Source organism: Methylomonas fluvii, assembly GCF_014850975.1.
Taxonomy (GTDB): domain Bacteria; phylum Pseudomonadota; class Gammaproteobacteria; order Methylococcales; family Methylomonadaceae; genus Methylomonas; species Methylomonas fluvii.
Genome location: NZ_JACXST010000002.1, coordinates 844,334 through 858,009, shown reverse-complemented (window position 1 = coordinate 858,009; position 13,676 = coordinate 844,334). Strand labels below are relative to the sequence as shown.

The window sequence follows — 13,676 nt, the reverse complement described above, 5'->3', positions numbered from 1 at the left end:
TGAAATGCCAAAAAATCACTCCTTGACCATTGATCCTCGCATACTGGCGCAAGCCGCCGATTGGTTTGCGGTGTTAAGTTCCGGTAATGTCCAGCTCACTGAAACCGCAAAATGGCAAGCTTGGCTTAAAGCCCATCCCGATCATCGTGCCGCTTGGGAAAGAGTTGAGTTTTTTACCGGTAAATTCAGTGCGCTTCCAGCACAGTCGGCATCAGCAGTACTGAATGCGCCCGATCTATATCGGCGACGGATGCTGGTCACATTGTCAGGATTAGCCATCGTTGGATTCTCCGGCTGGCAAGTGACGCATGGTCAGTATTGGCAAGACTGGACAGCCGATTATCGAGCGGATTTCGGCGCAAGCAAAACCATCACCTTAGCCGATGGCTCGACCGTCATATTAGATAGCGATAGCGCTTTGAATGTCGAATTCACAACCGAACTACGCCGTTTACAGCTGGTTTCGGGTGAAATTTATATCGAAACGGCGCCAGATAGCCTGGGTAGGCATCGGCCATTTGTCGTCGATACGCATCATGGCCGAGTACGTGCTCTGGGAACACGTTTTAGCATTGCTCAAGAAGCCAATACCTGCGAAGTCACTGTGTTCGCCGATGCGGTTGAAATTCAGCCGGCTGGCTCATACAGCGCCAAACAAATATTGCGTGCTGGACAACAAGCGCGTTTCAATCACGACCAGGTCGAACCGATGCAGCACAACTCGCTGGACCGTCCTGCCTGGACTCAAGGCATGATCGTCGCAGACAGCATGCCGCTTAGCGAATTTCTGCTGCAATTAAACCGATACCGCCGTGGCTACGTCAGCTGCGCTCCTGAAATAGCCAATTTACGAATCGTCGGTTCCTTTCCGCTCAACGATACCAACAAAATTCTCGCATCCCTGCAAACCACTTTGCCGGTTAAATTATCCAGTCCACTTCCATTCTGGACAAAAGTCCTGCCGCGTTAATACCCTATCCTTAGCGACTTAAAGTCGGCCATCTGACTCGACTTTCAACTTTTTCGCACTCAACTACCAGGCTCAAAATCAATTCCACCAGTCGTCGGCTGACGCTCAGCGCCATTCCTTTGTCTAATTTCTTTGAAAAAATACCTATTTAATACATAGACTTATGATTTTGTGAAAATTTTTTTCAAAAAAAGTTCCCTTTTTGGGTTTTCAAGTTTCATAGGAAGTGAGAACAACACTTTATAAAAGGAGAAACCCCGATGTCTAAAATGAGTCACCCTCGCGATCCTGGCTTACAACCATCGAAATTGCATCAAGCTGTAAAAGGAATTCTGTTAGCTTCGGCACTGACTGTTTCCGTCAGCGGTCATGCAGATAGTATCGATACAGCAGACAAAAGAAGCTATCACATCAACAGCGGTTCACTGAGCCATGCATTAAGCCAGTTTGCAGCCAATGCTGGAATTTTGTTGTCCGCCGATGCCACATTGACCGATGGAAAAACCAGCAAAGGCTTAGAGGGCGAATATACCGTCGAAGAAGGATTTCAGAAATTACTGTCGGGCACAGGATTGGCTCATACCTTCACCGACGAAAAGACAGTAACTTTGAAAGTTGCTGAGACAGGAAGCGATGCGGCATCGACTTTGCCGGCGGTGAAAGTGTTGGGTAAGACGATTTATGATTCTAACGATCCTTACAACAAGGATTATACCTTACGTAATGCCACCACTGGCACCAAGACCGATACGCCGATTTTTGATACACCCGTGACTGTGCAAGTCGTATCGAAAGCGGTCATAAACGATCAGCAGGCGATAGGGTTAGGGGATGTACTGCAAAATGTCAGCGGTGTATCTAAAGGCTGGGGTTTTGGCGCTGCTGCTAATGAATCTCTCCAAATCCGGGGTTTTTCCAACAATTCAATATATCGGGACGGCGTTTTGACACCAAACAACATCAATATGTCACTGGCCAATGCTGAGCGGGTCGAAGTATTGAAAGGCCCGGCCGGTATGCTGTTTGGCCGCACCCAGCCGGGCGGTTTGGTGAATATCGTTACAAAGCGTCCTCAAAAAGAATCGTACTATTCCTTGCAACAGCAATTCGGCTCCTACGACACCTACCGCACATTGGCCGATGCGACCGGCGCCGTTAATCAGGATGGTTCATTAATGTATCGGTTGAATTACGAGCATCTGGATAGTAACTCGTTCAGAGATTATGTATACGATAACAAAGATTTTATTGCCCCATCACTGACTTGGCTGATTAGTAAAGACACTCAGCTCGACTTGGATTTTATGTATCAAAACCGGAGAAGCATTAACGACTCCGGTATTCCTTACGATCTTCAACTTTCCGGGGCAATTCCGGGAAAAATCCCCCTCAATTTTTTCAGGAACGAACCCACCGATTACGCAAATTCGGAGTTTTACCAGGGCGACGCCACTTTGACCCACCAGTTTAATGAAGACTGGAAGATCCGAGGCAAGTTCTCAATCATCAGAAATAACAATGCAACTGCGCAAACCGCCGCCAACGCTAACACGAATCTTTTGGGCGATATAGGTAGAGGATTTTTAAAAACCAATGACGACTTTGAAAGTGAATATGGTACGGTTGATTTGACCGGCCATTTTTCAACCTTGGCATTGAATCATACCTTGCTTATCGGAACGGATTATTATCGATCCAATAATGCCGGCAGCAGCAGTCCATATCGAACCAATGTTCCGACTATCAATGTATTTAATCCTGTCTATGGTTTCAGCAACTTTCTGAACGACCCGCTTGGCCCTGTTACCAACAATAAAAATGAATGGTACGGTATTTATGTGCAGGATCAGATTGAGCTTTGGGATAAATGGCAATTGTTATTCGGCAGCCGTTTCGATCATGCCGAATTTGGAACAGCTAACCCTACGTCCAGTAGAACAAAACAGGTGGATGAATTCAGCCCCAGGGCTGGCCTGATGTATCATCCGGTGTCCTGGCTGGGTATCTATGCCGATTATGTGAAAACCTTTAATGCTGTCAACCAAGGTACGACAATTTCAGGTGACTTACCCGATCCGGAAAAATCCGAGGAATATGAAGCCGGTTTGAAAGGCGAATGGCTGGACGGTAAATTTTCGGCCAATCTTGCGTTCTATCAGTTGACCAAAGGTAATGTTCAGACACCTTTGCCAGCACCCTTTACCAATAGAGTTGCCGTGACCGGAGAACAGCGTAGCCGCGGCATCGAATTGGATTTGCGCGGACAACTGACCGACGCCTGGAATCTGATAGCCACCTATGCTTATACCGATGCCGAAGTCACCAAGGATTCGGGTGCATTTGACACTACTCTCGGTTCTAGCGGTCCTGGTAACAAAGGCCATCGTTTAGCCAATGTGCCTAGAAATTCCGGCAGTCTTTGGTCAACTTATGACTTCTCGGGATTGGGGGCGCAAGGTTTTAGTGCCGGCGCAGGCGTTTTTCTAGCCAGCGAACGCGCCGGAAATATCGATAACAGCTTCAATATGCCGGGTTATGCGCGCGTCGATACGCTATTGAAATATCAACAAAAAGTCGGTCCATCCAATGTAACCTTGCAATTTAATATACAGAACCTGCTGGATAAGGAATACATTGCTTCCAGTAACGGTGGTTTCGCGTTCATCCATCAAACCATGCCCGGCGTACCACGTACGTATATGGGATCGGTGAGGGTCGAATTTTAAGCTGTCAGCCGGACTGAGCTTGCAACCTTTTTCCATTAGAAAATTTGAATATGCTGGACGAGAATATCCCGTTCAGCATGTTGGATTTCTACCGTAACGTTCATGAAGGCAGAGCAATCGCCCCGGCCAATAAAAGTCAACGCTGTTTTGTTGTTAGGGTCTCAAGCGGTTGACGCGTGACTTTCAGAGTAATCATGATTTCAAAATCCAATCACAATTTCTTACCCGGCATTAAAACCCGCCGTAAGCTCTGGCTGAAGGTGCATCTTTATATCGGCTTGTTCGCCGGCGTGGTATTTGTGTTGAGTGGCTTGGCGGGTAGTCTGGCGGTATTCAAGCCGGAAATCGATGCCATGCTCAATCCGACTCTTATGAAACTGCACAGCGATGCCGGGCAAACAACTTATCGGCCTTTGGAGGCAATTGCGACGGCAGCCAAGTCAGTTATTCCTAGGCAGGGCAAACCCTATGCTTTTGTATTTCCAAGTCAACCGAATGAAGCGTTTGCTGTTACCTACAGCCTACCTGCACAGGCGCCGGGACAAACCGAATGGCATCAGGTATCCGTGAATCCCTACAATGCCAACGTCCTCGGGCAACGTCTGATGTTCGATACAGGCGATCCCTGGCGAGGCAGTTTGATGAGTTTTTTTGTGCGTTTTCATTACACACTGGCTTTAGGTGAAGTGGGGCGCACGTTTGTCGGCATTGTCGCGCTTTTTTTACTGTTCTCATTATTGACCGGCCTGATTCTCTGGTGGCCGAGTCCAGGGAAACTTAGACAGGCATTAACCATCAAACGTAAGGCCAGTGCCGAACGTTTCAATTTTGATCTACATAAAACGTTTGGCTTCTATTTTTCTATTCCGCTGATAGTCATACTGTTTTCCGGCCTTTATTTGGTGTTTCCCATTCATGTGGCTGGATTGGTTGAACTATTTTCGCCAATAAAGCCCGACACAGCGAAAGTAATTTCGGAACCCGGCGAGAAACTATCGCCTATTGGCTTGGATCAAGTCGCCGCTATCACGGATAAGTATTTTCCGGATGGTGAATACAAAATGATTATTTTCCCGCAAGACCTGCACGGTTTCTATCGTGTTGTTAAGCGGGCGCCGCAGGAGATTAACCGGACGCGCTCGAGACGAATGCTGTGGCTCGATCAATACAGCGGCAAGATAATGCTGGAACGTGATCCGGTAAACGATGCAGCGGGAGATGTTTTTTTGCAGTGGCTTTACCCTTTGCATAACGGTGAAGCGTTCGGAGTCATCGGACGTTCCATAATCGCAATTACCGGATTGGTACCATTGCTGCTTTATGTCACCGGTGCTATCCGCTGGTTGCAAAAACGGAAGGTAAAGGTGGAACGCAGTGCTAAACATAATAATGCAGCTCGTCAATTCAAATGAGAAACCATCCTTTTTCCCCTCTGCACCATGGATGCACGGGTGCGCGCATCGTTGACGGCTAATGAACTTCAGACTGTCGTGGCAATTCCTCCAAGTGAAATGCGGGTCTATCTCACTCCGAATGGCCGGAAGTTGCCTGACATATTGTCGCTCATTGAACCATCGTTACGTCAGGTCATAGGCCCTTCGGAGGTATCAATTTACGGACAATCCAGCGGCGGTCCGCAAGGCGCACCGATCAAGGCGAAGCTGACCGGTTCTGATTTTCTCAGCTTGAGATTGGCTGCGGAAGATTTGCAAGCCGCCACCGGATGGGTGTTGATAGGCGACAACGTGACACCAGCTCGCCGCAACCGATCTCGTAGTATCCATAATAAAAATCAGGGAGAACACGCATGCGCAAACCCAATAAAAAAACTCAGCTTGAACCTCCGATGAGGGGCTCTGCCGAACAGGCCGCCGAGGTGTTTCCTGCAGTACGTTATTTCCAAATTCATTTCGAGTTTTTGGGGGAGCAATTGCAATTGATTCTTCGTAACCAGGAAACACTGCAGCAGCAAATGCAGCAACTTGAAAGTCGTCTGTCGCGCTCAGGCCAGGGTATCCGCATCGATACGCGAGCTATGAGTCCGATGGAACGCCTGACGGCTGGTCATAGTGCATCTCAGGACAGTGAAACGCCCAATCTTAATCTGTCGGGTGGACGGTGAAGTTGGGTATGTGGCATTCGATTACTCAAACCGCCAATGTGCGAACGTTTATGCAAACGGCACAAGGTTTACCGGATGTTTTTCAAGGTTCTCGTGTGCAGTCGAGAGCAATCGTCATGCAGCTGATTTACCGAAAAACTAAAAACCTGCGGGCGGTGCAATTACTGCTCGGATATAGCAAACTGGAAAATACCGTTAGATATTTGGGGATCGAAGTAGATGATGCTTTGGAAATTTCTGAGCAGATTGATGCTTGACGGCCAAAAACATGAATGGCCGCTTTAGAGCGATGCCAAAAAAATTTTCGGCTTCATGGGAATGACCGCTTGTGGCCGATACTGTGAGTTCGTCTTATTCGATAGCTGACGTTTAATCAAGGTGCAAACCGAAGGAGCAAATCTGTTAAGGGTTGTCCGACGCCTGCCCACCAAGGTTTGTGGTCACAGGTTTATCATCAAATGATGAGAAGGCATCCGACAACCCTTAACAATCGGGGAACATGATGCTCTCTGGTTTATCGGGGCAAAGATTGTCATTTAGCCATCTCAACCCATGAATTTGTCATTGGCATCGAGTACCTTGCAATAACGCTGCACCGCATCGCGAATTTTTCCCAATCGATCGAGCTGTTGCCGGATATGGGCAAACTCGGTTTCCAGTTCTTCGACTAAATCCGTCTCCCAGGCGGGTTCGCCCTTCAGCAGGTTGCCGAGCGGATAACGATAGCCACGGCCTTTCTTAACGTACTGCGCAATTGGCTTGGTTTGACCGTTTTGCCGCAACGTGGCCATGCGATACCACTCAATGCTGAATGCGCGTTGGTTTTCTCGGCAGCGGATGCGGACGCCGATTCGGCCCGATTCGCTTTTGCTGTGTTTCTGGCGCTGGCTTTTCATTTGGCGCCAATAATCATCGACCAATACTTTGGCTTGCGCCTGGAGATGATCGCACCGGGTTTCGATCCAATGCAGCAGGTGTTGTTCAGTAAGATTGAGCTGACTGTTGACAGGTTGTTCGCTGGACATGAATTTTCCTATTACTTAACTGTAGGGATAGGCATGAACAATGCCTAACGGGATTTTCTGTTCATTGCGAGCCATGGAAAGCGCCTTAGTGCATAGGTTTTGCACCTTAAATGCCTACCGAAGTAGGCATATCACTGTCATTTTCTGAATGGTTCATTTAGGCATTGCCTTGGCAAAACGGCGTGACTCATGCCTACCTAGGAAATAACTTCGGTTTTCAGGCCGATTACCGTTGCCATGTTTCCCTACTAGCGTAGGCAAATCGAAAGTCGATTTCCTATTAGTATTTGCGGGCCATCGCCCGTTCGCAATAACGCCGGCATTTTAGGCAACCGATATGGGATGCCGATTGCAGTTGACGCCGAATTTGCGATCGTCTGCCGTTACGGTCACGTTCTGCGATCGCTTTTCGAGCCATCTTGCAGCTGATGGCGTTTTCGTCGTCAGCTGCAAAAGTCGCTGGGAAGATCTGACGGACAATGGCGCGATGAACCGAAATGCCATTTCTTTACCGATCATCTTGAGCTTGTGTCTCAGAGCCTCTCTGGCGATGGGTAAGGACGACACGTCCGAAGTTTCCTATTTCGCCGACAAACAGCGCGGCTGGTTTTGGTATGAGGTGTTGCCTGAGCCGGTTAAAAATGCCCAACCCGAAATTCAAGACGATCAGCAAAAGCCCAAACCTGACATCAAACCGCCCAGCGTCGTTCAGGCTGAAATTGAAACCCAAAATCAAGCACCGACTTCTGCAGAACCCCAACCGCTATCCTCGGCCTGGTTGAAGCAAAACCTTGAGCATTACCTGAACCAGGCCATTGACGATCCGAGTCTCGAGAATGTGGCCGCGTTTTATTACCTGCAACGGGTGATGATGGACAAAGCAGAGCGCTTTACCAATGCCGCCCGCTACGTGGTGATGTCAGATCCGCAACTCGATGAAACCGTGCGCCGTCCGGTGGCTACCTATGCGGCCAATGAAGCCAATCATCAGGCCAGCGTGGTGGCCGAACGAGCCTTGAAAGCGATTGCTGCTCAAGCCGGCATTTTGTTTTTCTTTCGTTCCGATTGTCCTTATTGCCATGTGCAAGCGCCGATTCTGGCCATGCTGGAAAACGCCTACGGTTTCAAAATCTATCCGGTATCGCTGGATGGTTCGCCGATGCCGAATGGCTTTTTCAGTCAGTTCAAACGGGATAACGGTCAGGCTGCGATGTTGGGTGTCGAGCAAACCCCGGCGCTGTTCCTGATGAAACCGCCCAAGCAAATTGTGCCGTTGGCGCAAGGCGCGTTGTCGTTGGAAGAAGTCACCGGACGGATTTTGCTGGCCGCCAAGGAAGCCGGTTGGATCGATGCCTCGCAATACCAAACCACTCAGGGCATCCGTAACACACCGATGTTGTTACCGGCCGCCGGTAGCATCAGCCCTGCGGTCACTCAAGATCCACTGTCACTGATCCAGGCATTGCAACGCAGTGCGCAAAGGGGGAACACGCCATGACGTCGTTTACGTTTCGATTACGCTATCGTCAGATCGTAGTGTTGATTCTGTTGGTTGAGAGTGCCGTTCCAGCCTATGCCGACCTGCAACAGGAAATGGACAGCATGTTCGGTACCATGACCAACTTCACGGCCCCAACCGCGCACTTGGGACAGCGCCGCGGCGTGATTACCGGCGGCAGTTTGGTGGCGCGCAATGGCATCACCAACACCAATCTGGTGTCGTTTGTGCCGCCGTCGTTCAGTGCCGGCTGCGGGGGTATCGATTTGTTCGCCGGCAGTTTCAGTTTCATCAACTTTAACCAGTTTGTGCAATTGATGCGCAACGTGGCCGGCAATGCGGCGGGTTATGCATTTCAGTTGGCCGTGGGTGCCATGTGTCCCTGGTGTGCGTCGGTGATGACCGACCTGCAAAAGAAAATCCAGGAAATGAACCAGATGTTCAGCAACTCCTGTCGTTTGGCGCAGGGCCTGGTCAATGACACGGTCAAAGCCTTCGATCTGCAAAGCAAAACCAATCTGTCCAATGCCTCGTTTACCCAAGGCATTTCGGATGTGTTTTCCAGTTGGACCAATACCAGTACCTTGGGCGATCCGTTACAGCAGATCAAACAGAATGACCCGACGGATATGACCAAGATCATCCAGGGCAATTTAGTCTGGCGGGCCTTGGTCAATCAGAATGCCGGCGGCTGGTTCCGTTTCGGCGGCAATAGCCTTTTGGAAGCGGCGATGAGTATTTCCGGTACGGTGATCGTCGATGCCCCGCAAGCCGCGCCCGACGGCAAAGGCGAGAACAATGCCATCAGCGCGCCGCCGCCGGTGTTGCGGATCAAGGATTTGATGCACGGCAACGACGCTGGTAACAGCTATCAAACCGTCAGGATGTACACCTGCAGTGATGGCCATGATGCCGATCAGTGTCTGAAACCCATTGTCCAGAACGTCAATCTGGTCGGCTTGAAGCAGCGGGTGATGGAGATTCTGCTTGGGTCTGCCAATACCGGCAATGGCTTGATCTACAAATTCTCCACCAACAGCGGCCAGATCACCGACAGCGAAAAAGCCTTCATGCAAACCGTACCAGATGCCATCGGCGGTATGATCCATAACTTGGCACGGGAAGACGCCGGCATTGCCAAACTGTGGGCTGAAGAAGCGGCGCCGGTGATTGCCCTGGAACTGGCGCAGCTAATCGTCAACGATTTACTGAATGCCGTACAAACCGCGGCGCACATGAACGACCATGCGTACGCTAAGTTGCTGATGGATGCCTTGAAGGATGCCCGAGAGCAGATTCAAGACGAGTACGTCACCATCGCCGGCCGTTATGGCAATCCGCAAACCCTGATGGCGTTCTATCAGCAATTGATGAATACCGTGAAGCCCAAACATTACGGCACCGTGGCGCAATTACCGGCTTCTGGTACAGCTTGGCCGACACCTTAGTCCATCTCATTTATCTGAAGGCCATCTCCTATGTTTGAAATCTTTTCCGTAGGCGATTCCGCCTATCTGCAAGCCGTACTGAATGCCGTGGCGATGATTTCCGGTACCGGCGATTACCGCACCGCCGCTGCCGTGGGTGGTTTGATTGGTGTGATCATCGTCATGCTTAGAGCCTTGTTGCAATGGGACGGTCGCGGCATTCGTTATCAGGATTTATTGTTGGCGTATGTTTTGTGGCTGATGTTGTATGCGCCGTCGGTGCGGGTGTCGATTGAGGATGCCTATACGGGCAGCGTGGTGGTGGTCGACAACGTACCGATTGGACCGGCGGTGGTCGGTAGCGTCATGTCGAACATGGGCTATCGCACCACACGCTTGTTCGAACAAGGCTTTGGCACACCGTCGATGACCGGCAATGGCTTTGCCGACAGTTTGCAGACTTTGACGGCAGTGCGGAAGAATCTGTTGTCGCGGGTGAATTTAGGCGCGGCCAATGTGCCGAATGTTGGCAGCGATATGGAAACCTCATTTGCTAATTACGTGCGCGAATGCACCTTAACAGGTGTCGATCTAAACCAGAAATCAGTAGATGCCATTTTGCGTGATGCCGATCCGTTGAATGCGATAAGGTTTGATTCCGACATCTACATGACCCAAATCTATGTCGGCGGCCAACCGCAAACCAAAACCTGCACGGATGCCTGGGCGGATTTGAGCGTGGTGGCCACCGGTAATTTCGCGACGGCGCTGGAAGGGTTGTTGCAACCGACTTTGGGTGTGCCGGCGGCAGCCGACACGGTGCCGAAAATCCAGGATGCGTTTGATGCACTGGCGGGTCCCGGCGTGGTCGATGCCGCCGATTACATGCTGATGTCGGCCATCATGCCGATGTTCGAGAAAGGCGTGATCGGCCGGCATGAAGACGGATTGCACTGGAACAAAGCGGCCATGGTCGAGCAAGCCATTCAGCAACGCAATACCCAGTGGGCGGCCGAACAAACCCTGTTTGCCAAGATCGTCCGGCCCATGATGGCGTTTATCGAAGGTTTGAGTTATGCCATCGCACCGATCATGGCGTTTGTGGTGATGCTGGGCAATGTCGGTATCCGGATGAATATCGGCTACTTCTTGATGCTGCTGTGGATCCAATTGTGGATGCCGATTCTGGCAGTAATCAATTTGTTCATCCAGATGTCGGCCGCAGGCAAAATGGCTGCACTGACCACGGCCACCTACAACCTGCCGTCGATGATGGGCATTTACCAGCTGGACATGGAGTTGCAGCAATGGCTGTCGATCGGCGGCATGCTGGCGGCATCCACGCCGGCGATCACTTTGATGCTGATCTACCGAGGCGCGGTGACAGCGACTCATTTCCTGGGACGAATGGACGGCGGCGATTATGTAAACGAAAAAATCGCCACGCCGGATATGATCAGCCCAGCGCCGGTATTGAATGCCCAAGCGCAGCATCAATACAGTCCGTTGTCTGCGGTCACGCAAACCGGCGTCGACAAAGTGCTGCCGACCTTTACCGCAGGCAAAGACATGAGTGCTGCGGTATCGTCGGCTTATAGCGCTTCTGAACAAGCCACCAGTAACTTCATGCACAGCGTGTCGTCGACGGCTTCGAAGTCAGCCAGCATCACCAGCGATGCATTTGACAGCCGTTCGCTGGGTAATCAAATTGCCAGCAGTTCCAGTTATACCGATGCTTATAACCGTCAGTTCGGTGAAGCCTTTGCCAAGAAACATGCCGATACCGGGATTTCCGCCGATCAGTTCTCGGCGTTGGTGGCCGGCAGTGCCAACGCCGGCGCCAAACTCGGTAACGACCAACTCAGCGGCGCAATTTCTGGCCGCTTGCAAAACGACTTCAAAGTCAGTCAGGACAAGTCTGACGCCATTGCCGCCGACATCAGTCAAACCGTCAACGACAGTCAGGGCTATCAAGCGGGGTTGGCGAAAAGCCTGGCACTGGATGCGCAAACCGGAACCCGGAATGTGGCATCCATGGGCTTGCAACATCAATCATTGTCTTCGCTGCAACACAGCGCAACCGATGCGGTATCGGCCAGTGAATCCTATCAACAAACTCTATCGGCTCAACAACGATTCGGAATTCAAGCCAGTTTCGGCGCGGCGGAAACGGGATACAAAATCGCGCATGATCTTGGCTTGATGGAACGTCTGGATCGCACGCTGGATCAATACGGCTTGCGCGGCGATACGCAGCGGTTGGCCTCGCAATGGAAAGCGGCGAGTTGGATTAGCGATGCCGATCAAGCCTATGCCGCCGCCGGGATGTCGTTATTGACCGGTTTTTCGTCACCCAGTTACCGCACGCTGGATGATCAACAATCGCACCAGGCGCAAATATCGGGTTATCAACTGCTCGGTGATGCATTTAATGCGCCACAAGCTGATCAAAGCTGGAATGCCAGCCAGAACGAATCCCTGAAGTCCAATGCACCGGAAACAGGCAAGGTTCGGGCATCAGTCGAACAGGCTCAGCTTAAAGACCCACGCGTTGAAACCGAATCGCTAAATCAACGAGCACAAATACAGATTCACTCTGCAGCGGGGAGAATTGCCGGCGGTGAAGCAAGTATCGAAGCGCAACATGATCGCAATCTGGCAGAGCGTGAACAAAATTCAAGTGAAGGGTTTGGGCAATTGGCGAATGTCAAAGCAGCTCACTTTAGGCAATCAATTGCCGCAACTGCCAATGACATGCCTTCTGCCGCAGAGTTGTCTTACAACTACATTGGTGGTGGGGTCTACAGTACTGCTAAAAATCTTGAAGCAATGGGTGCTGCTGGGCAGGAGTACTTGAAGCAATTCAATAATAGTTATGATGAAGCGCGGTCAAGAGGCGCTGAAAAATGGGATGCTTTTAAACACGCAGCATCCCAGTCCTATCCTGGATTTGCTCAAGCTACGCAAGCCTGGGCTGATCAAAGAGTCAATGAAGTTGCCGACAAGCTGACATCGAGTCAACAAGCTTATTATCGCGCTGCTATGTTTGAAGCCTTTGATGGGATCGCTGTGAGTAGTGAAAACACTGGTGGATTGGGAGAGGCGAAGCAGCGGATGATAAATGAAGAAGGTGAAAATGATGGCAATAATATCGCTAACTTATTGAGAAGTGCTGCTGGGCAAAACAGACAGGATCTGATTGACCAGATAGGACAATATAATCGAGCCCGTGGGCTGATCAATTATTGAAACGTGGATTTTACTGTTTTTTTCCGAGCTAGGATAAAGGCAGCAACAAAACCACGAGCAATAATCATAAAGAAAAATAGAGCGACATAGCCAGCTACCGATGGATACTCATGGGTAATAAACATCGAAACTAGTACCAATATCGCCCAATAATAATTACTTCGATGAAAAAACTTGGCCGCCGTACGCTCAATTCCCTGAAATACTAATTCAGCCAATGTCATGGCAAGAAAGAACGCAGTCCCAAATGCTGCAAACAAACTGACGTTATCTGAGAGGTTTCCCCAGTCAGCAACAAACCATAGCGCTACAAGACATATCGTTATGGTTACCAGTTTTTGAAGAACTGAAAAGGAAAGAACATCTGAGTATCTGGATTGGATAAATCGTGTAAAACCTGATGGGAACGATGCAAAAGTGCTTCCGCAAAATGGGCAAATCGATTTTGTTGGTTGTCCGTAATAGGTAATGACGCGCGGCACCATGATCCGGTGGCATTCAGGACAATCCACCGTTGCATGATGGCCATTAAACATCGAGTGATTTGACCGGGTTTGAATCGACTGGCTGGGTCGTTTGAACCGATCTGAGAGTGATGACTGTGTCGGCATAGTGTTCTCCATGCTTAAAACGCTTTGATAATCCTACCGCGAATGAAC

Annotated in this window: 11 protein-coding genes; 8 read left to right on the top strand and 3 right to left on the bottom strand. The window is 50.2% G+C overall.

Annotated elements, in window-relative coordinates:
- Positions 1 to 4 precede the first annotated feature (4 nt).
- The 3 genes from EBB_RS13510 (at position 5) to EBB_RS13500 (ending at position 5,108) form a co-directional block, all read left to right on the top strand.
- A complete protein-coding gene (locus EBB_RS13510; protein WP_192394335.1) occupies positions 5 to 970 on the top strand; it encodes a FecR domain-containing protein in 966 nt (321 codons plus the stop codon).
- A 260-nt stretch (positions 971 to 1,230) separates the two neighbouring features.
- Positions 1,231 to 3,696, top strand: coding sequence for a TonB-dependent siderophore receptor (locus EBB_RS13505; protein ID WP_192394334.1), 2,466 nt, complete (start codon positions 1,231 to 1,233; stop codon positions 3,694 to 3,696).
- 194 nt (positions 3,697 to 3,890) lie between these two features.
- On the top strand, positions 3,891 to 5,108 hold the full coding sequence (locus tag EBB_RS13500) for a PepSY-associated TM helix domain-containing protein (RefSeq protein WP_192394333.1): 1,218 nt from the start codon (positions 3,891 to 3,893) through the stop codon (positions 5,106 to 5,108).
- A 200-nt stretch (positions 5,109 to 5,308) separates the two neighbouring features.
- On the opposite strand, the gene EBB_RS26480 is transcribed toward EBB_RS13500, so the two are convergent.
- Positions 5,309 to 5,440, bottom strand: a complete 132-nt coding sequence (locus tag EBB_RS26480) for a hypothetical protein (RefSeq protein WP_306790071.1) — start codon at positions 5,438 to 5,440, stop codon at positions 5,309 to 5,311.
- Between the two features lie 63 nt (positions 5,441 to 5,503).
- Between EBB_RS26480 and EBB_RS13495 the strand changes: the two genes are divergently transcribed.
- Both EBB_RS13495 and EBB_RS26700 read left to right on the top strand, forming a co-directional pair.
- Complete coding sequence (locus tag EBB_RS13495; protein ID WP_192394332.1) at positions 5,504 to 5,818, top strand: hypothetical protein; 315 nt, start codon at positions 5,504 to 5,506, stop codon at positions 5,816 to 5,818.
- 8 nt (positions 5,819 to 5,826) lie between these two features.
- Positions 5,827 to 6,075, top strand: a complete 249-nt coding sequence (locus EBB_RS26700) for a site-specific integrase (protein ID WP_371741576.1) — start codon at positions 5,827 to 5,829, stop codon at positions 6,073 to 6,075.
- A 288-nt stretch (positions 6,076 to 6,363) separates the two neighbouring features.
- Here EBB_RS26700 and mobI read toward each other — a convergent pair whose 3' ends face one another.
- Positions 6,364 to 6,843 (bottom strand): conjugative transfer protein MobI(A/C), encoded by a 480-nt coding sequence (gene mobI, locus EBB_RS13485; protein WP_192394331.1) that lies wholly within the window; start codon positions 6,841 to 6,843, stop codon positions 6,364 to 6,366.
- Positions 6,844 to 7,330: 487 nt separating this feature from the next.
- Here mobI and EBB_RS13480 point away from each other — a divergent pair, with 487 nt between their 5' ends.
- The 3 genes from EBB_RS13480 to EBB_RS13470 are packed head-to-tail and all read left to right on the top strand — an operon-like array spanning position 7,331 to position 13,017.
- Positions 7,331 to 8,341, top strand: a complete 1,011-nt coding sequence (locus EBB_RS13480; protein ID WP_225587436.1) for a conjugal transfer protein TraF — start codon at positions 7,331 to 7,333, stop codon at positions 8,339 to 8,341.
- Complete coding sequence (locus EBB_RS13475) at positions 8,338 to 9,789, top strand: conjugal transfer protein TraH (RefSeq protein WP_192394329.1); 1,452 nt, start codon at positions 8,338 to 8,340, stop codon at positions 9,787 to 9,789. The genes EBB_RS13480 and EBB_RS13475 overlap by 4 nt, the downstream gene beginning before the upstream one ends.
- A gap of 30 nt (positions 9,790 to 9,819) precedes the next feature.
- On the top strand, positions 9,820 to 13,017 hold the full coding sequence (locus tag EBB_RS13470) for a conjugal transfer protein TraG N-terminal domain-containing protein (RefSeq protein ID WP_192394328.1): 3,198 nt from the start codon (positions 9,820 to 9,822) through the stop codon (positions 13,015 to 13,017).
- Here EBB_RS13470 and EBB_RS13465 read toward each other — a convergent pair.
- A complete protein-coding gene (locus EBB_RS13465) occupies positions 13,011 to 13,628 on the bottom strand; it encodes a hypothetical protein (RefSeq protein ID WP_192394327.1) in 618 nt (205 codons plus the stop codon). The two genes, EBB_RS13470 and EBB_RS13465, sit on opposite strands and share 7 nt — an antisense overlap.
- Between the last annotated feature and the right edge of the window lie 48 nt (positions 13,629 to 13,676).